26 protein-coding genes are annotated in these 22536 nt (G+C 71.9%); 10 read left to right on the plus strand and 16 right to left on the minus strand.

The genetic code is table 11. The features are described 5' to 3' along the window. Positions 1 to 11: 11 nt before the first annotated feature. The 4 genes from CLT74_RS22125 to CLT74_RS22140 are packed head-to-tail and all read right to left on the minus strand — an operon-like array spanning position 12 to position 3493. Positions 12 to 1310: a metallophosphoesterase gene (locus CLT74_RS22125; protein WP_099848483.1), complete on the minus strand. Its 1299-nt coding sequence runs from the start codon at positions 1308 to 1310 to the stop codon at positions 12 to 14. A gap of 13 nt (positions 1311 to 1323) precedes the next feature. After that, positions 1324 to 1572: a MoaD/ThiS family protein gene (locus tag CLT74_RS22130; RefSeq protein WP_099848485.1), complete on the minus strand. Its 249-nt coding sequence runs from the start codon at positions 1570 to 1572 to the stop codon at positions 1324 to 1326. Between the two features lie 2 nt (positions 1573 to 1574). After that, entirely contained in the window at positions 1575 to 2582 is a 1008-nt protein-coding gene (gene moaA, locus CLT74_RS22135) for a GTP 3',8-cyclase MoaA (protein WP_486582496.1), read from the minus strand. Continuing rightward, positions 2579 to 3493 (minus strand): fructosamine kinase family protein, encoded by a 915-nt coding sequence (locus CLT74_RS22140; RefSeq protein ID WP_486582498.1) that lies wholly within the window; start codon positions 3491 to 3493, stop codon positions 2579 to 2581. The genes moaA and CLT74_RS22140 overlap by 4 nt, the downstream gene beginning before the upstream one ends. A gap of 151 nt (positions 3494 to 3644) precedes the next feature. Between CLT74_RS22140 and CLT74_RS22145 the strand changes: the two genes are divergently transcribed. Continuing rightward, a complete protein-coding gene (locus tag CLT74_RS22145; protein ID WP_099848489.1) occupies positions 3645 to 4679 on the plus strand; it encodes a DUF4192 domain-containing protein in 1035 nt (344 codons plus the stop codon). Between the two features lie 166 nt (positions 4680 to 4845). Next, the gene (locus tag CLT74_RS22150; protein ID WP_099848491.1) at positions 4846 to 5556 is read left to right on the plus strand and encodes a GAP family protein; all 711 of its coding nucleotides are present in this window, start codon (positions 4846 to 4848) and stop codon (positions 5554 to 5556) included. A gap of 21 nt (positions 5557 to 5577) precedes the next feature. Here the strand turns inward: CLT74_RS22150 and fdhD are convergent, their stop codons facing one another. Continuing rightward, entirely contained in the window at positions 5578 to 6432 is an 855-nt protein-coding gene (gene fdhD / locus CLT74_RS22155) for a formate dehydrogenase accessory sulfurtransferase FdhD (RefSeq protein ID WP_099852588.1), read from the minus strand. Between the two features lie 154 nt (positions 6433 to 6586). Here fdhD and mobA point away from each other — a divergent pair, with 154 nt between their 5' ends. The 3 genes from mobA (at position 6587) to CLT74_RS22170 (ending at position 8625) form a co-directional block, all read left to right on the plus strand. Next, the gene (gene mobA, locus CLT74_RS22160) at positions 6587 to 7177 is read left to right on the plus strand and encodes an NTP transferase domain-containing protein (protein ID WP_099852591.1); all 591 of its coding nucleotides are present in this window, start codon (positions 6587 to 6589) and stop codon (positions 7175 to 7177) included. Continuing rightward, positions 7174 to 7464, plus strand: coding sequence for a DUF6457 domain-containing protein (locus CLT74_RS22165; protein WP_099852593.1), 291 nt, complete (start codon positions 7174 to 7176; stop codon positions 7462 to 7464). The genes mobA and CLT74_RS22165 overlap by 4 nt, the downstream gene beginning before the upstream one ends. 81 nt (positions 7465 to 7545) lie before the next feature. Beyond that, positions 7546 to 8625, plus strand: coding sequence for a T3SS (YopN, CesT) and YbjN peptide-binding chaperone 1 (locus CLT74_RS22170; protein ID WP_099848493.1), 1080 nt, complete (start codon positions 7546 to 7548; stop codon positions 8623 to 8625). Between the two features lie 5 nt (positions 8626 to 8630). Here CLT74_RS22170 and CLT74_RS22175 read toward each other — a convergent pair whose 3' ends face one another. From CLT74_RS22175 to CLT74_RS22185, 3 genes are all read right to left on the minus strand, one after another. Further along, positions 8631 to 9587, minus strand: a complete 957-nt coding sequence (locus CLT74_RS22175) for a zinc-binding dehydrogenase (protein ID WP_099848495.1) — start codon at positions 9585 to 9587, stop codon at positions 8631 to 8633. A 114-nt stretch (positions 9588 to 9701) separates the two neighbouring features. Then, positions 9702 to 11633: a beta-propeller domain-containing protein gene (locus tag CLT74_RS22180; protein WP_099848497.1), complete on the minus strand. Its 1932-nt coding sequence runs from the start codon at positions 11631 to 11633 to the stop codon at positions 9702 to 9704. Positions 11634 to 11692: 59 nt separating this feature from the next. After that, positions 11693 to 12151, minus strand: coding sequence for an Lrp/AsnC family transcriptional regulator (locus tag CLT74_RS22185; RefSeq protein ID WP_099848499.1), 459 nt, complete (start codon positions 12149 to 12151; stop codon positions 11693 to 11695). Positions 12152 to 12210: 59 nt separating this feature from the next. Between CLT74_RS22185 and ddaH the strand changes: the two genes are divergently transcribed. Next, positions 12211 to 13044 (plus strand): dimethylargininase, encoded by an 834-nt coding sequence (ddaH, locus tag CLT74_RS22190; protein WP_199172237.1) that lies wholly within the window; start codon positions 12211 to 12213, stop codon positions 13042 to 13044. A 71-nt stretch (positions 13045 to 13115) separates the two neighbouring features. Here the strand turns inward: ddaH and CLT74_RS22195 are convergent, their stop codons facing one another. Both CLT74_RS22195 and CLT74_RS22200 read right to left on the minus strand, forming a co-directional pair. After that, a complete protein-coding gene (locus CLT74_RS22195) occupies positions 13116 to 14315 on the minus strand; it encodes an ABC transporter substrate-binding protein (protein WP_099848503.1) in 1200 nt (399 codons plus the stop codon). A 77-nt stretch (positions 14316 to 14392) separates the two neighbouring features. After that, the gene (locus tag CLT74_RS22200; RefSeq protein WP_099848505.1) at positions 14393 to 15190 is read right to left on the minus strand and encodes a prolyl oligopeptidase family serine peptidase; all 798 of its coding nucleotides are present in this window, start codon (positions 15188 to 15190) and stop codon (positions 14393 to 14395) included. A gap of 104 nt (positions 15191 to 15294) precedes the next feature. On the opposite strand from CLT74_RS22200, the gene CLT74_RS22205 reads away from it, so the two are divergent. Continuing rightward, positions 15295 to 15897 (plus strand): bacterial proteasome activator family protein, encoded by a 603-nt coding sequence (locus CLT74_RS22205; RefSeq protein WP_099848507.1) that lies wholly within the window; start codon positions 15295 to 15297, stop codon positions 15895 to 15897. A gap of 49 nt (positions 15898 to 15946) precedes the next feature. Here the strand turns inward: CLT74_RS22205 and CLT74_RS22210 are convergent, their stop codons facing one another. The 3 genes from CLT74_RS22210 to CLT74_RS22220 all read right to left on the minus strand — a co-directional run bounded on the left by CLT74_RS22210 (position 15947) and on the right by CLT74_RS22220 (position 18463). Then, on the minus strand, positions 15947 to 16759 hold the full coding sequence (locus tag CLT74_RS22210) for an HAD family hydrolase (protein WP_099848509.1): 813 nt from the start codon (positions 16757 to 16759) through the stop codon (positions 15947 to 15949). Beyond that, on the minus strand, positions 16759 to 17580 hold the full coding sequence (locus CLT74_RS22215) for an HAD family hydrolase (RefSeq protein ID WP_099848511.1): 822 nt from the start codon (positions 17578 to 17580) through the stop codon (positions 16759 to 16761). Before CLT74_RS22215 ends, CLT74_RS22210 begins: the two co-directional genes overlap by 1 nt. Before the next feature lie 169 nt (positions 17581 to 17749). Next, positions 17750 to 18463, minus strand: a complete 714-nt coding sequence (locus CLT74_RS22220) for a hypothetical protein (RefSeq protein WP_099852596.1) — start codon at positions 18461 to 18463, stop codon at positions 17750 to 17752. Positions 18464 to 18627: 164 nt separating this feature from the next. Here CLT74_RS22220 and CLT74_RS22225 point away from each other — a divergent pair, with 164 nt between their 5' ends. The 3 genes from CLT74_RS22225 (at position 18628) to CLT74_RS22235 (ending at position 20327) form a co-directional block, all read left to right on the plus strand. Then, positions 18628 to 19059, plus strand: a complete 432-nt coding sequence (locus CLT74_RS22225; RefSeq protein ID WP_099848513.1) for an OsmC family protein — start codon at positions 18628 to 18630, stop codon at positions 19057 to 19059. Between the two features lie 120 nt (positions 19060 to 19179). Next, a complete protein-coding gene (locus CLT74_RS22230; RefSeq protein ID WP_199172412.1) occupies positions 19180 to 19524 on the plus strand; it encodes a metallopeptidase family protein in 345 nt (114 codons plus the stop codon). Between the two features lie 86 nt (positions 19525 to 19610). Further along, positions 19611 to 20327: an AIM24 family protein gene (locus tag CLT74_RS22235; RefSeq protein ID WP_099848515.1), complete on the plus strand. Its 717-nt coding sequence runs from the start codon at positions 19611 to 19613 to the stop codon at positions 20325 to 20327. Between the two features lie 38 nt (positions 20328 to 20365). On the opposite strand, the gene pheA is transcribed toward CLT74_RS22235, so the two are convergent. From pheA to CLT74_RS22250, 3 genes are all read right to left on the minus strand, one after another. Further along, positions 20366 to 21322, minus strand: coding sequence for a prephenate dehydratase (gene pheA, locus CLT74_RS22240; protein ID WP_099848517.1), 957 nt, complete (start codon positions 21320 to 21322; stop codon positions 20366 to 20368). A 9-nt stretch (positions 21323 to 21331) separates the two neighbouring features. Next, positions 21332 to 21991 carry a hypothetical protein gene (locus tag CLT74_RS22245; protein ID WP_486582505.1) on the minus strand — a complete coding sequence of 220 codons (660 nt, stop codon included), beginning with the start codon at positions 21989 to 21991 and terminating at the stop codon, positions 21332 to 21334. Positions 21992 to 22053: 62 nt separating this feature from the next. After that, on the minus strand, positions 22054 to 22512 hold the full coding sequence (locus CLT74_RS22250) for a PAS domain-containing protein (RefSeq protein WP_099848519.1): 459 nt from the start codon (positions 22510 to 22512) through the stop codon (positions 22054 to 22056). Positions 22513 to 22536 lie beyond the last annotated feature (24 nt).

The following is a 22536-nucleotide window of genomic DNA, read 5'->3' on the forward strand; positions in this document are numbered from 1 at the left end:
GGTGAGCTGCGCTATGCCGAGCGGAGTTCCACGAGGGTTACCTGAGGTTCCGCGCCGACCCGCACCGGCGGCCCCCAGAAGCCGGCGCCGTTCGTCACGTAGACCTTCGTCCCGTCCACCTCACCGAGCCCGGAGACGACCGGCTGTTCGAGCCGGACCAGCAGGTTGAACGGGACGATCTGGCCGCCGTGGGTGTGGCCGGACAGTTGCAGGTCGACCCCGTACCTCGCCGCCTCCAGCGCGGCCACCGGCTGGTGGGCCAGCAGCACCACCGGCCGGGACGGGTCCCGGTCGCCGAGCGCGGCGTCGTAGTCCGGCGGAGCGGAGACGCCGCTGCCGACGGCGGAGACGTCGTTGACGCCGGCTAGGTCGATGACTCCACCGGGAGTGGCGATCTCCAGCCGTTGATTCTGGAGCACCCGCAACCCGAGCCGGTCGACCTCGGCCACCCACTCCTCCACGCCGGAGTAGTACTCGTGGTTGCCGGTGACGAAGTAGCTGCCGTACCGCGAGCGCAGGCCGCGCAGCGGTGCCGCGTCGTCGCCCAACTCGGCGACCGTGCCGTCGACCAGGTCGCCGACCACGGCGACGAGGTCGGCGTCCAGCCGGTTGATGGCGGCCACGACCCGCTCGGTGTGCGCCCGGCCGGTCAGCGGGCCGATGTGGATGTCGGAGACGGTGGCGATACGCAGACCGTCCATGCGGCGGGGCAGCTTGGCCAACGGGATCTGCACCCGATCCAGCCGGGGCGGACCCATCGCGGTGCGTACGCCGTAGCCGACCAGGCCGGTGGCGGTGAGCCCGGCGAAGATCGCGGCACCACGAGCGAGCAGCAGGCGCCGGCCCGGATCGTGGTCGGGGCCGACTGCACCGGCGGCCGGCGGAGCCGCCGGAATGTCGCCGGCCGGCTGGGGTGGCTCGGTCGACTCGTCAGTACCGGTCGCCCGCTCGGTCGACGCGCCGGACCCGCCCGGGCCGACCAGTACCGGCTCCGGGGCGGCCAGGGCCGATCGGCGACGCAGCACCAGCCGCGTCACAAGCATCGGGACTTCCAGCACGACGAGCAGCACCAGCAGGTAGAACATCAGCGCGAGCCACAGGTAGCCCGGCCAGGCGAGCCAGTACATGCCGGCCCGCGTGCCGATCATTGTGGCCGGCACCAACAGGGCCAGCACCACTGCGGTGACCGTGCCGGCCCGCCGCCAGCCTCCGGCGACTGTGGTGTCCTTAACCAGGCGTTTCCACAGGTAGAGGTGGATCAACCCGGTGATCACGGCCAGGGTGGCGACGAAACCGAGTACCGCGAACACGTGTGGATCCCCCTCAGCCGCCGGCGAAGGGAGGCAGGACGTCGATCGTCGCCCCAGCCGGCAGCGGCTTCTGCCGATCATGACAGGTCACGCCGTCGATCAGAAAACTCGACACCGCCAGTACCGACACCAACCGCCCGCCGTGCCGCTCGGCCAGCTCGGCCAGCAACTGGTCAAGTGAACGGCCCGCCGGGGTGACCTCCTCGGCGCGACCGGCCGCAGCCCGAGCGCCAGCGAAGTAGCGGACGGTGACGTTCGTCATTGTCAGCCTCCGATGGCCGACATCGGCCGGGTCGGTTGCAGGAAGGACGGATCGTCGATGCCGTGCCCGGCCCGCTTGCTCAACGTCGCGGCCCGCCAGCGGCGGGCAAGCTCCTCGTCGTCGGCTCCGGCCCGCAACGCGCCGCGCAGGTCCGACTCCTCGGCGGCGAACAGGCAGTTGCGAATCTGCCCGTCGGCGGTGAGCCGGGTCCGGTCGCAGTCACCGCAGAACGGTCTTGTCACAGTGCCGATGACGCCGACCCGGGCCGGGCCGCCGTCGACAAGCCAGGTCTCGGCGGGGGCGGTGCCGCGTTCAGTCGGGTCCGGGCTGAGGGCGTACGCGGCCCGCAACTCGGCCAGGATCTCGTCGGCGGTGACCATGGCCGCACGGTCCCAGCCGTGCTGTGCGTCCAGCGGCATCTGCTCGATGAACCGCAGCTCGTAGCCGTGGTCGAGGGCGAACCGCAGCAGCGCCGGTGCCTCGTCGTCGTTGACGCCGCGCATCAGCACAGCGTTGATCTTCACCGGGGTGAGCCCGGCGGCTGCCGCGCCGGCCAGGCCGGCCAGCACGTCGGCCAACCGGTCCCGGCGGGTGAGCCGGGTGAAGCGTTCCCGGTCCAGCGTGTCGAGGGAGACGTTCACCCGGTCGAGGCCGGCGGCGCGGAGCGCGGGGGCGAGCCGGTCCAGACCGATGCCGTTGGTGGTGAGCGAGATCCGGGGACGCGGGTCGAGAGCCGCGACGGCTTCGACGATGCCGACCAGGCCGGGACGGATGAGCGGTTCACCGCCGGTGAACCGCACCTCGTCGACCCCGAGTCGGCCCACCGCGACCCGGATCAGCCGGACCACCTCGTCGTCGGAGAGCAGTTGCGGCCCGGCCAGCCAGGGCAGGCCCTCAGCGGGCATGCAGTAGGTGCAGCGCAGGTTGCACTTGTCGGTCAGGGACACCCGCAGGTCCCGGGCGACGCGGCCGTACCGGTCGACGAGGCCGGTAGGCGGAGGCAGGCTCACCGCTCGACGGTAGCGCGGTAGGTCCCGTTCAGGGCGTCCCGGGCACTCCTGGTTACCAAATCGCGGTATGCGGCGCCGAAGAGCGCGGTGTGCACGAGCAGCAGGTGCAGTTGGTGCAGCGGCACCCGCTCCCGCCATCCGTCGGCGAGCGGCCAGCTCTCCTGGTACGCCGCCATGATCCGATCCTGGTGCGGAGGGCCACCGAAGAGCGCCAACTGGGCCAGGTCGGTCTCCCGGTGCCCACCGTGCGCCGCCGGGTCGACAAGCCAGACCCGGTCGTCACCGCCCCAGAGCAGGTTGCCCGGCCAGAGGTCGCCGTGGACGCGGGCGGGCGGCTCGTCGCCACCGAACTCGCCGATCCGGTCGATGACCTGCTCGACCAGGATGGCGTCGACGCTGGTGAGGGCACCACCGTCGACCGACAGGCGCAGGTAGGGCAGCAACCTTGCCCGGGCGAACCAGTCCGTCCACGGGCCGTCATCCGGGGTGTTGTCCGCCGGCAGCGCACCGATGAACCCCGGCCACCGTGCGCCGAACGCCGACGCACCCGCCCGGTGCAGCTCGGCCAACTCCCGCCCGAAACGGTCGGCCGCCTCGCGACTCGGCTCGCCCGGCTCGACCCACTCCAACGCCAGCAGTTCCGGCAACGCGACAAGCACCTCCGGTACGGCCACGGCACCGGCCTCCCGTAGCCAGCGCAGCCCGGCCGCCTCGGTGGTGAAGAACCCCTCCGGCACCGCCCGTCCCGTGTGCTCCGGCCAGGTCTTTGCGAACACCGAGTGACCGTCGTCGAGGGTCAGCCGGGAAGCCGCACAGATGTCGCCACCCGGGACCGGCGTCTCCCTGATCCGCTGATGGGTCAGGAAGGTGGGCAACTGCTCGGGGTGCGCCCGCAGGTACGCCAGATCCATCCCCGCAAGGTATCGCTACCGGACCGTTCACCGGCTCCGGGACGGTCGCCGATCGGCCGTAAGCTGCGGAACTACGCTCTGTAACTGTGGATAACCCGCGTGTCGTCCACAGGGGCAGCGGGTCGCACCCGACGGCTCGCAGGCTGCCTGCATGAACTCGACAGACCTGCCCCGACTGTCCGTACGCTCTCCCGCAGACCTCATCGCCGCCGTGCCGTACCTGCTCGGCTTCCATCCTGCCGACAGCATCGTGGTGGTGGCGCTGTCCGGTAAGCGGATCGTCTTCGCCGCGCGCGGCGACCTGCCCGGCGACGCCGACCCCTATGAGCCAGGCCGGCACATCGCGGCGGTGACCGCCCGGCAGGGCGCCGACGCGGCGACGGTGATCGGCTACGGTCCGGCCGCCAGGGTGACCCCGGCGGTGGACGCGGTCCGGGCCGCGCTGGCCGAGGCGGGGCTGGCCGTGCTCGACGCGTTGCGGGTCACCGACGGGCGGTGGTGGTCCTACCTCTGCGACGAGCCGGAGTGCTGCCCGCCGGAGGGCACCCGCTACGACCCGGAGGCCAGCGCGGTGCCGGCGGCGGCGGTCTTCGCCGGCCAGGTGGCCCTGCCCGACCGGGCGGCCCTCGCCGCGCGGGTGGCTCCGGTCGGCGGGGAGGCGATGCGGCAGGCGGTCGAGCGGGCCGAGCAGCGGCTCACCGACCTGCTGGCGGCCGCACCCGTCACCGACCTGCTCGGCGCTCGGGCGCTACGGGCGGCCGGCACGGCGGCACTGCGAGCCACGGTGCGGCGGCACCGCGACGGCGAGCGGCTGACCGACGACGAACTGGCCTGGCTCTGCCTGCTCCTGACCCACCTTCCGGTGCGCGACCACGCCTGGGAGCGCACCGACGGCCGGGACGAGGACGTCGCGTTCTGGGCCGAGGTGTTGCGTCGGGCCGAGCCGGAGCTGATCGCCGCGCCGGGCTCGCTGCTCGCGTTCGCCGCGTGGCGGGACGGGCAGGGCGCGTTGGCGGCGGTGGCCCTGGAACGGGTGCTGGCTGAGCATCCGGACTACTCGCTCGCCCTGCTGCTGGACGATCTGCTCCGTCGGGGGGTGCCCCCGTCCCGGCTGGACGGCTGGCCGGCCACCGGTCTGCCGAGAGCGCGCCGTCGGGCGAGGCGGCGGGCGCGACGGCGTCCCTGATGCCCGTTCTCCCAGCCTGCCCAGTCGGCAGGTGACGATGGCCTCCGCTCCGATGCCGGCGTCACCCGCCCGGGCCGGTGCGGCGGTGAGGGTGACCGGCCGGGGGCACGGCCAGCATGCCGCTACGGGATAATCGCCGTATGTCCGAGCTTGCCACTGGTACGGCATGAGTCTTGCCCTGCTGCTGTCCCTGGCCGGGCTGGCGCTTGTGGACAGCACCAGCATCGGGACGCTGTTCATCCCGGTGTGGCTGCTGCTCGCCCCCGGGCCGGTGAGTGTCCGGCGGGTGATGACCTACCTCGGCACTATCGCCGGCTTCTACTTCGTTGTCGGGTTGCTGCTGTACTTCGGCGGCAGTGGCCTGGCCGAGTTGTTGGGTGGTGCGCTGGACAACCGTCCGGTGCTCTGGGGTCAACTGGCGCTCGGGGTCGCTCTGTTCGTGCTGAGCTTCCGTTACGACGGCAAGCGTGGTGCCGGCACGGGTCGGGTGTTGCGCTGGCGGGACCGGGTGACCGCCGGTGACTCGTCGTCGCGTTGGCTGGTGGGGTTGGCGCTGTTCGCCGCGCTGGCCGAGGTGGCGACGATGCTGCCCTACCTCGGCGCGTTGGGCCTGCTCACCACCTCCGGCCTGGCCGTGTCCACGAGCATGGCGCTGCTCGTCGGCTACTGCCTGGTCATGGTGTTGCCGGCGATGCTGTTGCTCGGCGGGCGGATGGCCTGGCCGAATTGGGTCGAGCCGGTGCTCGCCCGGCTCAACGCATGGATCGTCCGCTCCTCGGGCAGCATGCTCGGCTGGGTTCTGGGCATCGCCGGCTTTCTGCTCGCCCGCGACGCGGCGGCCCGGCTGGAACTGTTCGAGCTGCTGGCCCGCCGCTGACGTGTGAGTTCGGGGGCGATCTCAGCTGGTGACCCGGTGCCCGCCGGTGTAGACGTTCATCGTCCGTCCCCGGAGGAACCCGACAAGGGTCAGCCCGGCCTCGGTGGCCACGTCGACCGCGAGGGTGCTCGGCGCGGAAACCGCGGCCAGCAGCGGCACACCCGCCATCCACGCCTTCTGGGTCAGCTCGAAGCTCGCCCGACCCGACACGAGCAGCACGTGCCCGGCCAGCGGCAGCCGGTGTTCGCGTACCGCCCAGCCCACCACCTTGTCGACCGCGTTGTGTCGACCCACGTCCTCGCGCAGCACCACCAGTTCGCCGTCCGCGGCGAACAGGCCCGCGGCGTGCAGTCCGCCGGTGCGGTCGAAGCCCCGCTGCCCGGCGCGTAGCCGCTGCGGCAGCTCGGCCAACAGCTCCGCGGGCACGCTGAGCGGATCGTCGCTGACGTCGAAGAGCGACCGGGTACGCACCGCGTCGATGCTCGCCTTGCCGCACACCCCGCAGGCGCTTGTGGTGTGGAAGTGCCGGGTCGCGTCGGTGACCGGATCCGGCACTCCGGGAGCGAGGGTCACATCGACCACGTTGTAGGTGTTCGGAGTCTCCGTCCCGGCACACAACTGCGCCGTGGACACGTCGTCCGCCGAGCGGATCAGCCCCTCGGTGACGAGGAAACCGATGGCCAGGTCGAGGTCGGCTCCGGGGGTACGCATGGTGACGGTAAGCGGCGGACGTCGCCCGGATCCGGCGGGGCCGACCCGGATCTCCAACGGCTCCTCGGCGGCGAGCGTGTCAGGCCGCCGGACCCGGCGCCGGCCGGCCTCCGCCGCATCCAGGTCCACCCGCACCACGCCACGCCGCTCCGAAGCCCGTCCCACGTCCTCCATCCTGCCCCGCGTCGCCGGAATCGCCCCACCAGCCGAGCGTTCGAGGTGCGATCCGTCTGTGCGCTCAGCTCGACAGGACCCAACCACCACATGCTTGCCCGCCGCTGTGGTTGTCGGGGTGGTGCGGGCGGCTAACGTGGCGCAGATGACGGCGTACGCGGCGGTGGTGCTCTCCGGTGGTGCGGGACGCCGGATGGGCGGGCGGGACAAGCCGGTGTTGCCGGTAGGCGGGGTGCCGATGCGTGAGCGGGTGCTGGCCGCAGTGGCCGACGCGTCGCCTCGAATCCTGGTCGGCCCCGGACCGGCGATCGTCGGAGTACGACTGACCCGGGAGGTGCCGCCGGGCGGGGGACCGGTGGCCGCCGTCGCGGCCGGGCTGGCCCTGCTCGACACCGACGTACCCGCCGTCGCCCTGCTCGCCGCCGACCTGCCCCTGCTGACCCGGTCAGCCGTCGGTGAGCTGCTGGACCATCTGCACCGCCTCGACGGAGTCTGTTACGTGGACCGGTCGGGGCGGCGGCAGACCCTGTGCGGGGTGTGGCGGCCGGCCGCACTGCGGGCCGCTCTGAATCACCTCGGCGTTCGGCGCGGCGGTGACGTCGCCGGTGCGCCGCTGCGTGAGCTGGTCGCCGGCCTGACCGTGCGTGACGTGACGTGGCACGGTGACGGCCCGGAGCCCTGGTTCGACTGCGACACTGAGCGTGACCTACGCCGGGCGGAGGAGTGGACGCGATGACGGTGATGGACGACTGGGTCACGGCCGCCTGCGCGGAACTGGATCTCGACCCAGCTCAGGTGCCGGTGCCAACCGTGCTCGACCTGGCCCGGGATGTGGCCCACCAGGTGCTGCGGCCCGGTGCGCCGGTCACCGCGTACCTGCTGGGTCTGGCCGTCGGCCGAGGCGCGGATCCGGCCGTGGCGGCGGCCCGGCTCTCCGAGCTGGCCGGCACCTGGCCGGTGGAGCTGGGTGGCGACCGGCAGCCTCGTTCGGACCCGGCCGGACCGGACGGCGGGGCCGACTGACGGCCGTTGTCCGATCACGGTCCGCGCTGATCCGTCCCGGCAGCCGGCTGGGTAGGGTGACCGGAACGGACGGAGGCGATCATGACGGCTGACCACCCCTCGGCACCGCCCGGCACGCCGGTGCACCACGAGTCGATCCTGCTCGACGAGCCGAGCACGGCCGACCTGCGGGCAAAGGTGACCCAGGCGTGGCGGGAGTTCGCCCGGGCGCTGGCGGAGCGGCTGTCCGCGTTGCCGCCGGGCGCGGAGGTCGCGTTGACCCTCGACCCGACCGCCTCCGGCACCGATGACGCCGTCTACTCCGTCTATGTCGAGGTGCGGACCGACGGCCGGTTCGCCGCCCGGGCGGTGGGCAACGCCACCCTGCCGCCGGGCTACCGGCTGGATCGCGCGGCGGTCGCCGACATGGTCGCGCTGGGCTGGTCACCGCCGGGTGTGGTGGACGGCTCGGGGGACCAGTTCGGGTTTGATTCCGCCGCCGACGAGGCCCCCCGGCTCGCCGCACTGCTCTCCCGCACCATGCGCGACATCTACGGTGCCCCGCATCCGGCCTTCCTCGTCTACGCGATCGAGGACGGCAAGGGCGAGCCGATCCCCGGCGAGGCGCTGGGGACTGCCCGCAGCGAGACCAACCTGGCCCGGGAGATCGGCACCGAGTTGGAGAAGGCGCTGGCCGCCACCGACGAGGCCGGTGCCGACACCGAGGTGCTGGACTTGGCCGAGCGGGTCCGCACGGTCGTCTCGACAATGCTCAAGTCCGACACGGACCGGCTCCAGGTCGACTCCGACGGCGACATCAACATCCGCGCCGGCTCGGCGATGGTCTTCGTCCGGGTACGGGACAATCCGCCGCTTGTCGACGTCTTCTCGCCGGTGCTGACCGAGGTCGAGCCGACCGAGCGGCTGTACGTCAAGCTCTCCGAGTTGACAAACCGGATGCCTATCGGGCGCCTCTACTGCGCCGACGACACCGTGTGGGCGTCGATCCCGGTCTTCGGCCGCAACTTCCAGCCGACCCACCTGATGCTGGCCGTGCAGGTGATGACGGGGCTGGCGGACGAGTTGGACGACCGCCTGCACGGCGAGTTCGGCGGTAAGCGGTTCTTCGGTGAGGGAGACAAGCCGGTCCGCGGCGAGCACCGCACCGGCATGTACCTCTGACCGGGTCAGCGCACGTCGAGCAGGGTCTTGCCGACAGTCGATCGGGCCTCGATGGCCGCGTGCGCCTCGGCCGCCTGAGCCAACGGGAACCGCTGGCCGATCACCGCGCGCAGCCCACCGGCTGCCCCTTCCGCCAACGCCCGCTCGGTGTACGCCCGCAGTTGGGCGGGCGTCGGCGTCGGCCGGACCACTGTCACGCCCCGCTCGGCGGCTGACTCCGCGTCGATTCCGGCCCACTCGCCGCTGGACAGCCCGAAGCTGAGCATCCGACCGCCCCGGTCGAGCAGCTCGAACGCGTCGCGCCCGATCGCGCCCCCGACCCCGTCGAAGACCACGTCGACCGCGCCGACTGCCGACCGTACCCGCCTGACCCAGTCCGGCTGCCGGTAGTCCACGGCGACCTCGACGCCCATGGACGGTAGCTGAGCTACCTTGCGCGTACCGCCGGCCAGTCCGACCACCTGCGCACCGGCGCGTGCCGCGAGTTGGACGAGCAGGCTGCCCACCCCGCCGGCGGCTGCCTCGACCAGCACCCGGTCGCCGGGCCGGAGATCGGCCGCCTCGGCCAGCATCAATGCCGTACGCCCGTCGGCGAGCAGGGCCACCGCCTGGTCGAGCGGCAACCCGTCCGGCACCGCCACCGGCAGCGTCGCGTCCACGACGACCCGCTCGGCGTACGCACCGGAGCCACCGGTGCTGCTGACCACCCGTCGGCCGACCAGCCCCGGGTCGACGTCCGGACCGACCGTGCTGATCAGGCCGCCGACACCGTTGCCCGGGATCACCGGCAGTGTCACGCCCGACGGGCCGAAGCCGGTCGCCCGGAACTGGGTCTCCACGAATGTGATGTTCGCCAGCATCACGTCGACAAGCACCTGCCCCGGCGCGGGTACGGGATCAGGCGCGGTACCCGGCACCAGCTTCTCCGGACCGCCGAACTCGTGGATCCACACTGCCCGCACGTCTCCCCTCGCCGCCGCTTCCCGCCGAGTCGATCACTTGAAGCGTGGTTGAGGTCAAGGCGGGTGGGGCCCGGAAACCCCGAGAAACCGGGCCCCACCCGCAGGGAGGAAGGTTCAGGTAGCCGCGATCCAGGCCAGGCTCCGGGCCGAGTCGGGATCGGTGGCGCGCAGGCCCGCCTCGGAGACCGTCCAGAGCACATCGCCCACCACGAGTGACCGGCGCACCGATGGACCCCACTGCCGTCGGCCGCTGTCGTTCCCGACCGGGTGGGTCACCTCGCCGATCTCACGTATGGCGTCGTCGCTGACGCGCAACAGCCGGACACCGGCGTCGACCGGCAACGCCACCAGGCCGGTGTCCGGGCGGTACAGGAAGGCGTGCGGGTCGTGCTCGGCCTGGGTCCACCCGCCGGGCAGGTGCCACTGGTCCAGCCGGGCCGGCCGGCCGGGGTCGCGGACGTCGAAGAGTGAGACCTGTACGCCCTCGGTACGTCCCTGACTGTCGGCCTCCTGACCCACGCCCAGCAGGCGTTGATCGGGCAGCGGATGCAGGTACGCGGAATAGCCGGTGATCTTCAGCTCGCCGGTGACCGCGGGCGCGGTCGGATCGGCGAGATCGAGGGCGTAGAGCGGATCGGTCTGCCGGAAGGTGACGACGTAGGCGACCGGTCCGAGGTAGCGCACCGAGTAGATGCGTTCGCCCCGCCCGAGGCCGCCGACCATGCCGACCGGCACCAGCGACCCGTCGTCGCGACGTAGTACCCGAACCGCCGACTCGGAGGCCCTGCCCTCAGCCCAGGTGTCGCCTGTGGTGGTGGCCACCCGCAGGTGCCCGGCCCACTCGGAGAGCGCGTACTGGTTGATCAGCCAGCCGGGCACCGAGCCGGCGGCCAGGAAGCGGGGACGACCCGGCGCGGCGGTGTCGAACTGGTAGATGTCGGTGATCTGCTCGGCCGACGACGGCCGCCAGCGGGGTTTGCTGCCGGTGATCGGCACCGGACGCTGCCCTGCCAGGTAGAGGCTGGTCGCCGTGCCGTAGACGGTGTCGGCGTCGGCGGCCACCGCTACCGGGTCGCCGTCGCCGAGCCGGTCGGCGGTGAGGTCGAAGCTGAGCACGGTGAGGGTGGACGAGCCGGTCATCCGGTCGGGCCGGCTGAGCCGGTCGCAGCCGACCCGCCCGGTGTGCCGTTCCGGGCCGGCGGTCCACTCGTACTCCGGTAGCCACGCCTCGACACCGGCCCGGGCGATCACCTTGCGGTTCCGTTCGGTCCGGACCTGGTCGCTGCCCTCGGACGCCAGCGGGAACTCCAGCCGGGCCGACGCGCGGACCGCCACCCGGACCGTGTCACCTGTCAACCGGGCGTCGACGGTGCTGCCCTCGATCCGGTACGTGCCGAGCACCAGGGGGCGGCCGGCCAGGTCGACAAGCAGCAGGCGGGTCGCGCCGGGGGGCCTGATCGAGCGGAGTGCGTCGGCTGGGCGCGGCGGGTCCTCGCTGAGCACCAGCGCGCGGTCGCCGAGCAGCAGCAGGCGGTGTTCCTGCCAGCGCAACTCCTCCCGGTCACCGGCCAGATCGAGTCGCCCGGTGACGCGCCGGCTCACCGGATCGACCACCCGCAGCACGCCGCCGGTGACCGTGACGATCCGTCGGCCGTCGGTCTTGACCAGGTCGGGTTCGTCCGCGCCGGCCTCGTGGTTGTTCGTTGTCGAGTGACCGGCGCCGGTGTCCCGGCCGCCGGCGTCGCCCGGCGCTCCGGCGAAGGTGCGGGCCATCGACTCCGCGCCACCGGCTGCCGCCATCCGGTCGCCGAAGAGCACCGCGTCCCCGGCGAAACCGTACGGGCCGACCGATGCGGTGGCCGCCGCGCGCAGCTCCGCCAGAGCGTCGGCACAGGAGTCGAAGGAGACCAGGCCGACCGGCACCATCGGTGCTTCGGTGGTGCCGGGCCCGGCCGGCGGAGATTGCGACACGGCCATGCTGCCGGCGAGTAGCGCGAGCGCGACAAGCGAGCCGCCGGTCGTTGCGACCTTGGTGCCCCGTTTCATGGCCGGTTCGACGCGGTGGCTCCGGGTCCGGTTCCACCCTCGGGGGAATGGTTCCGGGTTCAGCCGGTGGAGGGGCCCACGCCCGGGGACTCGACCAGCCGGGAGAGCACGATGGTGCTGCGGCTGGAGGTCACGAACGACTCGGCCCGCAGCCGCTCCAGCGCCTCTTCCAGGTGCGCGATGTCGGCGGCCCGCAGGTGCACCAACGCGTCGGCCTCGCCGGAGACGGTGTACGCACCGACCACCTCGGGATGGCGGCGCACGGCGGCGCTGATCTGGGCCGGGGTGGTCCGGCCGGCGCAGAACAGCTCCACGAAGGCCTCGGTGGTCCAGCCGACCGAGGCCGGGTCCACGATGGCCGTGAATCCCCGGATCACCCCGGCGGACCGCAGTCGATCGACCCGCCGCTTCACCGCCGGAGCGGAGAGCGACACCCGGGTGCCGATGTCGGCGTACGACGCCCGGGCGTCGGCAACGAGCAGCGCAATGATTCGCTGGTCAACGGCGTCGATCTGCAATGTTCCGCCTCTGGGAAGCAATGTTTGCGGCTGTTACCAAAGTTCTACCGTACCTACCCTTGGTCACCGTGAACCAGCAGCGAGTGCCGCGAAAGCGGACATACCTCATGTGCTCCCCCGAGCACTTCGCGGTCGAGTACGCGATCAACCCGTGGATGGACGTGACCGCCCCGGTCGACACGGAGCTGGCGGTCAAGCAGTGGGACCGGCTACGGGAGACCCTGGTCGGCCTCGGCCACGAGGTGCATCTGCTGGTGCCCGAACCCGGCCTGCCCGACATGGTCTACGCGGCCAACGGTGCGTTCATGGTCGACGGCACGGTCTACGGTGCGCAGTTCAAGCACGAGCAGCGGGCCGCGGAGGCGGCCACGCACCGGGCCTTCTACGAGTCGCAGGGCTGGCGGTTCATCGCGCCGAACGAGACGAACGAGGGCGAGGGTGACTTCGCGTACCTGCCGGAGGCGCACGGCGGGCTGGTCCTGGCCGGGTACGGCTTCCGGACAGAGTTGCCGGCGCACGCCGAGGCGCAGGAGGCGCTCGGCCGGCCGGTGGTCTCACTGCGGCTTGTCGACCCCCGCTTCTACCACCTGGACGTGGCGCTCGCCTCGATCGACGACGGCAACGTCGTCTACTACCCCGGCGCCTTCTCCGCCGCCAGCCAGCGGGTGCTCAACCAACTTTTCCCGGACGCGGTGCTGGCGGACGACGAGGACGCCCTCGCCTTCGGGCTGAACCTGGTGAGCGACGGCGCCAACGTGGTGCTCAACAGCGAGGCCACCCGGCTCGCCGGTCGGCTCAAGGCGGCCGGCTACACCCCGGTGCCTGTGGAACTTGCCGAGCTGAAGAAGGGCGGTGGCAGCGTGAAGTGCTGCATCGCCGAACTGCGGTACTGAGACCCGCCGAGCGACGGGGCCGGTCCCGGCGCCGGGCCGGCCCCGACCCGGGGCCGGCCTCGCTGCTCGACTCAGCCGAGCGTGGCCAACTCGTTGACAAGCACGTTCGACACCACCTGACCGTCGCGCTGCACCTCGCGCAGGTACCACTTCTGCTGGGGCGTACGCGGCTGGTTGAACTGCCAGGCGCCGCGTGGGCTGTCGATCTGCCCGATCCGGCCCAGGGCGAGGTTTACCTGCTGCGCGGTGGGGGCCGAGCCGGCGAGCCGGATCGCCTGGTCGAGCACCTTTGCCGCGTCGTACGAGGCCATCGCGTACGTGGTCGGTGAGGTGTTGTGCTTCTTGCGGTACGCCGAGGCGAAGCGGCGGTTGGCCGCGTTGTTGAGGTCGGCGGAGTAGTTCAGCGCGGTGCGGATGCCCAGTGCGTCGGTCGCCGGTCGGATGTCCTCCAGCACCGAACCTTCGGTGAGGAAACCGGGGGCGTAGATCCGGCCCCGGAACCCGGCGTCGCGCAGTTGCATGATGAACTCCACGGCCGCCGCGCCGGAGTAGAAGCAGAAGACGACAGCCGGGTTGCCGGCGAGCGCGCGGTTGATGTCCGAGACGTAGGCGGTCCTGCCGGGGCTGCTGCTGCCGGAGGTCCAGACCACCTGGCTGGCGATGCGCGGGTCGGCCTCGCCGAACTCCTCGCGGAAGCCCCGCAGCACATCCTCGACACCGACGACCCCTTCCGGCAGGATCGTCGCGATCTTGTCGGTGGGGGCGAGTTCGTCCTTCAGGTAGCGACCGAGCGCCCGGCCCGCCTCGTCGAGCACGTACGACGTACGCCAGATGTAGACGACGCTCTGCAGGCTCGCGGGGGAGGCGTTGGAGCCGATCAAGGGAACCCGGGCCTGTTCCACGATGTCCTTGATGCCGAACATGACCGACGAGCTGGCCACCCCGGTCAGGGCGAGCACGCCCTGCTTGAGCAGTCCCTCGACGGCGGCCTGACCGGACTTGACGTTGTCACCCTCGTCGGCCGTGATCAGGTCGACCGGGTGGCCGCCGAGGCGCCGCTCGTTGAGGTCCAGGTACAGCTCGAAGCCGTTTGTGAGCTCGTCGCCGATGGTCTTGCTCGCACCCGACTGTGGCGCGATGAGCCCGATCTTGATCGGACTCTCTGTGCTGGTGACCTCCGGCTCGGCGTCGGAGCCGCACGCGGCGACGAGTCCGCCCGTACCGAGCGCGGCCAGCAGCTGGAGTGCCCGCCTGCGGTTCATCTGCGACACCGGGTTCCCTTCGAATGTGTTGCCGGGCGCATCCGCCCCTCCGGCGTTCTACCTGCTCGGCGACGCTGCGTCAATGGCTAATGATCTTCGTGCAGAGACCGCAACGCGCTGGTTACCTCCGGCCACGCCGACGATCCCGGCGCGATAAGCCCGAAATGCTCGCATTCTGGCAGCTCAACAAGGCGGATTTCGGCACCTGCGGCGCGGGCGACGGCCACATAATTTCGAGAGATGTCGATGGGGACCTGCTGATCCAGCGTGCCGTGCATCACTACCGTCCGTGGTCGCAGCGGGACCAGCGACCGTGGATCCGTGGCCGCGTACCGCTCCGGGACGTCGGCCGGTCCACCACCGAGCAGCGCGGCCACGGCCCCGGCGTCCAGATCCAGCCGGTACGCCTCGGCCAGGTCGGCGACCGGTGCGAGGGCCAGCACCCCGGCGACGGCGCCGGGTGCGTGGGCCGCCGCGTACAGCGCGAGGTGCCCGCCGGCCGAGTGGCCGACCAGCACCGGCGGCGCCGAGGTGACCTGCCCCGGCAGGGCGGCCTCGGCCAACCCGGGCAGCGCGGAGACCCCGGCCAGCACATCGGTCAGGGTGCCCGGCCAACCACCACCCGGCTGCCCGGTACGCCGGTACTCCAGCTGGGCGACCGGGTACCCCAGGGCGGCCAGCGCGCTCGCCAGCGGCCCGGTGTGCCGCCTGTCGTACTCCGCCCGCCAGAAACCTCCGTGCACCACGACCACCAGCGGCCGGGGTGTCCCGGAGCCGGCCGGACGGCGCAGATCGGCGATCTGGTCCGGGTGTTCGCCGTAGGCGACTGTCGCGTCCGGTTCGGGCGCGGGGCGGGTCAGCACCGCCCGGGGATCCGAGGGCATCCGGCGACGGTAGCGCGGTTCACCGACCTCCGGGGGGTGGGCATCGGCCTGGGGAGTGCCGGACCAGCGGGCCGGCGGGCGCTTACCGGTACCGCTGGGTAAAGATGGAGGGCATGACCGAAGCGCGCTCCGCTGGAGAGAACGACGAGCCCGGCCGGGACGGTGCCGGGCACTCCGGAACCGTGGTGGTGGTCGGGCCGGACGGCCGCCCCGTCGGCACCGTGCAGACCGACGACGGACCTGGTGAGGATCCATCGCGCCTGGTCGAGCAGCCGGCCAAGGTGATGCGGATCGGCAGCATGATCAAACAGCTGCTGGAAGAGGTCAAGGCGGCTCCCCTGGACGACGCCAGCCGGCACCGGATGCGGGAGATCCACCAGCGGTCGATCGTCGAGCTGAAGGAGGGGCTCGCTCCCGAACTGCGGGAGGAACTGGAGCGGATCTCGCTGCCGTTCTCCGAGGACCAGGCACCGAGCGAGGGCGAGTTGCGGATCGCGCACGCCCAACTGGTCGGCTGGCTGGAGGGGCTGTTCCACGGCATCCAGGCGGCCCTGGTCGCGCAACAGATGGCGGCCCGGGTGCAGTTGGAGCAGATGCGCTCCGGCCGGCAGGCGCTGCCCAGCGGACCAGCCGGCGCGGTGCTGCCGGGGATGCCCGGCATGGGGCAGCCGAGTGGCGAAGGACACAGCACCGGTCAGTACCTCTGATCACCCGGTCCGGGGTGCGGCGCGCTCGTCGCGCCGCCTCCGGACGGGCTCATTCCGCCCCGAAAACCTTCTCCAGGTAGGCGGCTACCCCGTCGGACGAGTTCGCCGGGGCCACCTCGTCGGCGATCGCCAACACCTCCGGATGGGCGTTCGCGACCGCCACTGCCCGTCCCGCCCAGGTGAGCATCGGCAAATCGTTGGGCATGTCGCCGAAGGCGAGCACGTCCGGCGCGGCGACGCCGATGCGGTGGCAGTACCAGGCCAGGCCGGCGGCCTTCGTCACCCCCGCCGCGGAGATCTCCACCAGCCCGGAGTGTGAGGAGTGGGTGGCCTCCGCGAGCCCGGTGAGGGCGGCGGCGACCAGTCGGGTGAACCGGTCCGGATCCTGCTCACCGGCGCGCGCCAGCAGCTTGACCGCTGGTGCCGACAGCAGTTCCTCGGCGGTCTCCACGGCCCGGATCGCCGCCTCGTCGGCGTCCCAGCGCAACGGGTAGTGCGTCTCGTGGCGCATCTGCCGGCCGTCGACGATCTCCACAGCCAGGCTCACATCAGGAATCTCGGCCCGCAGGCGTCGGACCACCTCAGCGAGCAGCTCCGGGGCGAGCGGGTCGGCCCGCAGCACCTCGTCGGTGGTCGGGTCGTAGACCACCGCGCCGTTCGCGCAGACCGCCGGCAGCGGCTCGGCCAGCTGTTCGTACACCAGCCGGAGCCAGCGGATCGGTCGGCCGGTGACAAGCACCACAGGCGTGCCCTGGGCGGAGATCCGGGCGAGCACGGCGGCGGTCCGGGCGCTCAGGGTGCGGTCGTCGCGCAGCAGCGTCCCGTCGATGTCGCTGGCGACCAGGTGCGGCGTGGAATCCATCACCGGGACAGTAGCCGGTCGAGATAGACAGCCACCCCGTCGTCGTCGTTGCGCAGAGTGACCTCGTCGGCGACCGCGCGCAGACTCGGGTGGGCGTTGGCCACGGCCACCCGCCCCCAACCGGCCCACTGGAACATCGGCAGGTCGTTCGGCATGTCACCGAAGACCAGCACGTCGGCCGGGTCCACACCGAGGGTCTGCGCGATCACGCTGAGCCCGGAGGCCTTGTCCACCCCGGGCGGGCAGATCTCGATGAAGCCCAGACCCGCCTGGGTGAGGGTGGCCAGGTGCGGCGGGACGATCTCCCGGGCGGCGGCCAGCAGCTCGTCCACGTGGTGATCGGCGGTACGTGCGAACGCCTTGATCACGTCACCGGCGAGGCACTCGGCGCGGCTACGTACCTCGAAAGCGTCCTGGTAGGGCCACTCGGGGTGGTAGTCGCCCCAGAGTGGGGCGTCGTGTTCGTCCGACGCCTCGACCATGACCGTCAGTGGCCCGACCGCGGCCTCCAGTTCGGCCAGCAGGACGGCGAGTACCCCGCTGGAGAGACGCTCGTCCCGCAGCACCACAGGCCCCTCGGGGTCGCTCTGGTCGACCACCCGGCCGCCACCGGCCAGGACCAGGAAGTCGGCGGCGCGGATGTCGTTGCGGGTCAGCTCGGTCAGCCGGGGACCGCGCCCGGTGGCGCCGACCACCGGGATACCGGCGGCGCGTACCCGGTCGAGAACCTCGTGGGTGAAGGCCGACACGGTGTCGTCGCTGCGGACGAGTGTCCCGTCGAGGTCGGTGGCGATCAGCTTGGGCAGGCCCGGGCGGTTCATCGTTCCTCCTTCGCCCGCCGCCGTCGCGACCAGCCGTTCACCTTGTCGAGCGGTGACCCGGGTGACGGCGGGCAGCAACCGTACCTCGCAGAACCGGTCGCAACCATGGCTTCCAGGCGAATCGGGTGCCAACGGGCGACGCACCGGAGGTGACCTCAGGGCCGGCGGATCAGTCGGGCGGTGCCTCCCGGGCGAAGGGCACCGTCGGCGTGACGGTGATCTCCACGGGCGGGCGGTCCCCCTCCGGCTCCGCCTCCTCCGACGGTCGTCGGCTGCGCCGTCGCGGCCCATCCGACACCTGTCGTGCCTCGGCCGCTCCGGGCGAGGTCCGGGCGAGCGCGGCGGCGAACAGCCCGACGGCGACGAAGGCGACGATCAGCCCACGCTCGTACTCGACGACGAAGGTCAACTCCGTGTTGTAGAACATGCTCCGCCGCATCGTGTCGTCGAGGGACACGGCTGTCGTCGCGAGGAGCGCGAGCACGCCGGCGACCAGCGCCAGGCCGGCGACCCGGGCATTCGCCCGGACCGAGTCCGTGCCGCGTAGCGCGAGCGCCACCGCGACACCGAGCGCGAGGAGCCCGACCAGGTACGCGGGGCCCAGCCCGATGTCGGCGACTCCGCTGGTCACCTGGAGCGGGGTCTCCGGCTCCGGTCCGCCGTTGGGAATGGTGATCGTCGACCACTCGCCCAGCAGCGAGGCCAGGGCCGCCACTGCACCGAGGCCGGCCAGCAGCACCGGCACCCGATGGTCCCGACCGAGACCGCCGAGAGACCGACGGAACCGGCCCGCCGCAGGTGACTCGTCCTCCGTACCCCACTCGATGACGCTGGCGCCGTCGGAGCGGTCGTCCTGACGGGGAATGGGGAGGTCGTGGGTCATCACTCACCCTCTCCTGGTGGCCGGCTGGTGGCCGGGACGCCGTGCGTCCGCCGCGCCGCGGGGTCCGGTCGCATCATGACACAGCCGGCTGGTGACGCCGAGGAACAGCACGGCGCCGGGGCGGTCGGTCGCCTGCCGGCTTCCGGTGGACTAGCGTCAGGTGCATGCCTATCCGTACCGCTTCCGCACTCTGGCAGGGCAACCTGACCGAGGGGTCCGGCACCATCCGCACCGGCAAGGGCGGGCTCCAGGGGAACTACTCCTTCAAGTCGCGCTTCGAGGAGGGTGAGGGCACCAACCCTGAGGAGTTGATCGGTGCCGCGCACGCCGGCTGCTTCTCGATGGCCTTCTCCAAGGCGCTCGCCGACGCCGGCACGACGCCCACCTCGGTCGAGACCACCGCGAAGGTGCACCTCGACAAGACCGACGCCGGGATGACCGTGACCCGGATCGAGCTGGACACCGTCGGTGAGGTGCCCGGCATCGACGAGGCGCAGTTCGCCAAGCTTGCCGAGACCGCCAAGCAGAACTGCCCGATCTCCCGCCTGCTCTCCCCCGGCGCCGAAATCACCCTCACCGCCCGCCTCACCTCCTGACCCACCCCAACCTCACGCCGATCTTGCACTTTCGGTCTCCGTTACGCGGCTTCTGTCCTGGTTCGCGGCGACCGGAAGTGCAAGATCGCGGGTGGGGTGGGGAAGAATGGGGGTGTGGCGGTGGAGATGGGGCGGGAGCGGTTCGAGGAACTCGTGGGGGAGGCGCTGGACGAGGTTCCGGAGGAGCTGCTGGCGCTGATGAGCAACGTGGTGATTCTGGTCGAGGACGATCCGCCGCCGGGTGAGGATCTGCTCGGGCTCTACGAGGGACACGCGTTGACCGACCGGGGCTGGGACTACGCGGGTGTGCTGCCGGACCGCATCCTCATCTACCGCAACCCCATCCTGCGCATCTGTCACAGCGAGGAGGACGTCGTCGACGAGGTGGCGGTGACGGTGGTGCACGAGATCGCCCACCACTTCGGCATCGACGACGCGCGCCTGCACGAACTGGGCTGGGGCTGAGGGCCTCCGCCGCCAGGTTGTCAGCGGGCCCGGTTGCGGGCTGGCCCTACCGTCTCGGCCAGGTACGGCGAGTACGGGAGGAACCCATGCGCAGTGAGCTGTTCTCGGCGGAGAATCTGGAGCGTGAGTCGGCGCAGCCCGGCATGCGGTTGCAGAACGCCAAGATGTTGAAGATCGAACTCGCCGGCGAGGCGATGGCCCGGGTCGGTTCGATGGTCGCGTACCAGGGCCAGGTGCAGTTCCAGGCGCTGGGCTCCGGTGGACTGGGCAACTTCCTCAAGCAGAAGCTCACCGGCGAGGGCGTACCGCTGATGAAACTCACCGGGCACGGTGACGTGTTTCTCGCCGACTTCGCCAAGGACGTGCACCTCATCGACCTGGAGCCGGGCGACGCCCTGTCCATAAACGGCTCCAGCGTGCTGGCCTTCGACAGCGCCCTGCGCTACGACATCAAGATGGTCGGCGGGGCGGGCATGGCCTCCACCGGCCTGTTCAACTGCGTCTTCACCGGGCACGGCAGGATCGCCGTCACCACCCGGGGCACCCCGGTCGTGCTCAACGTGGACGCGCCCACCTACGTCGACCCGCAGGCTGCCGTCTGCTGGTCGGCGAGCCTACAGACCGGCTACCACCGGGCCGACCAGATCGGGCTCGGCACGCTGCTGGGCCGCACCACAGGTGAGGCGTACACGATGAGCTTCGCCGGCCACGGTTTCGTCGTCGTGCAGCCCTCCGAGGAACCACCGATCATGGGCAGCGGGCAGCAGGACCAGGGCGGCGTGCTCGGCGGCCTGTTCCGGTAGGTCGCGCGCCGGGGGCCGGCGCAGCCGCGCCGGCCCGCTCAGGTCAGCTCGCCCGCGCGCAGGCGGGTGAGCCAGGCGGCGGCGTCGGTGTAGTCGGCGTCGGAGAGGCCCGCCGGGGCGGCCACCGGCCGTTCCCTGGTCGGCCCGTCCCACCGGTGCCGGGGGTACGAGCCGAGGAAGCGCACGTCGGCGCAGACCCGGCGCAGCCCCTGCAACGCCTCGCCGAGCCGCACGTCGGCGACGTGACCGGTGCAGTCGAGGAAGAACACGTAGCGGCCGAGCGCCTCGCCCGTCGGTCGGGACTCGATCCGGGTCAGGTTGACTCCCCGCACCGCCAGTTCCATGAGCACGGACAGCAGCGCACCCACCCGGTCGTGCGCGATGTAGACGGCGAGCGACGTCACGTCGTCGCCGGTGGGCGGCGGAGGCGGGCCTGGCCGCGACAACAGGGCGAAGCGGGTCACCGCGTCGGGATGATCGGCGATCTTGTCGGCCAGCACGGCGAGCCGGTGCCGGGCCGCACCGATCGGGGCGCAGATCGCCGCGTCGTACTCACCGTTGGCCGCGCCGGCCGCCGCCGCGCCGTTGGACAGCACGTCCACCACGACCGCGTCGGGCAGGTGTGCCCGCAACCAACCCCGGCACTGGGTGGACGCCTGCGGGTGTGCGGCGATGCTGCGGATCGACGGCAGCGGGGTGCCCGCGCGTGCCCCGAGCACGAACTCCACCGGAAGGATCACTTCCCGGGTGATGACAAGCGGTTCCCCCTCGGCCAGCTCGTCGAGGGTCACCCCGACCGCGCCGCCGATCGAGTTCTCCAATGGCACCAGAGCGGCGTCGGCCTCCCCGGCGCGGACGGCCTCCAACGCCTCACCGACGCTGCGGGCCGGCGTACGGCTGCCCCGCTCGGCGGCGGGCACCGTACGCAGTGCCTGCTCAGCGAAGGTGCCCTCGGGCCCGAGGTAGACGAAACGGGTCGGCGGCGTTCCCGGCATGCGCCCAGCCTACGCACCCGGAGTTGGCGATGAGCCCGACGGCGAAGGTGTCGGCACCACGGGCGACGGGGTGGGTACCGGCACCGGGACGCCGCCGCCGTCACTGCCACAGGCCAGCGTCTGGATGCCGGGGGGACTGGCGACCCGCACCTCGGCCGTGCACACGTCCGTCCCGGCGGTCACCATGCTCAGGGTTCCGGCCCGGTCCCGGGTCACCACCTGGAGCGGCTCGTACCCGGCCACGTCGAGGGTGGTCAGCTGCCAGTCGGCGGCACACAACGGGCCGTTGCGGACGCTGACCCGGGCGTTGCCGGGCAGCAGTCCACGACGACCACGCACCAGCTCGATGATCTGTTTCGCCGACGGCTCGCCGGTGCAGGCCACCGCGACCAGCCCCGGGTCGGCTGACGGCAGGGTCGGACCGACACCTGGAAGTGCGCCGAACGACGGTGTGGCGGAGCTGGCCGGGCTGCTCGGTGCCGTGGTGGCCGCCCGGGTCGGCAGGCCGCCGCTGTCGCGCGCCTCCGGGGGCGCGCCGCACCCGACTGTCAGCAGCGCGGTCAGCACGGCAACACCCACCAGCCAGCCGTAGCGCCGGCAGGTGACGTCGACACCGGACCAGGAGCCAGCGGTGGGGCGGTCGGCGTGGGACGGCGAGGTGGACGGCACGGGTGGTCCTCGGGGCGGGTGACTCGCGGGTGGCAGGTGGCCGAGCCAATGGTAGGAGGAAGTCAGACCTCGGAGAAGAAGGTGAGGGAGCCGGCCACCGCGCCGTCGGCGAGCACGGGCGTGGAGATGGCGTCCACTGTCGCGTCGGGCGCGTCATCCGTGGCCGCCTCGATCCGGAGCAGACCACGGGCCAGCCGCCCGGAGGTGAGCGCCAGCAGCGGCGGGATCTTGTCGATCTCGGGCTCGGCCAGCTCGCCCCGGTAAGCGGTGAAGTCCAGGAGTCGCAGCCCACCGTCGAGCAGCGGCAGACCTATCACGTCCTCCGGCGCGCCGAGTTGCAGCAGTTCACACCCGGCGGTGGAGACCGCCAGCACCCGGGTCTCGGCGTCGATCAGCAGGCACGGCTCGTGGGCGCTGGAAACCGTGGCCGACCAGCGGCCGATGTTGTCGCACCCAGGCTCAGTCGGTGTCCCCCCGGAGGGCGCGAACACTTCCGAGAGCGAGAGTTCGACGTGGGCCACCGAGCCTCCTATGCACACCGACGG

The organism is Verrucosispora sp. CNZ293 (assembly GCF_002754655.1).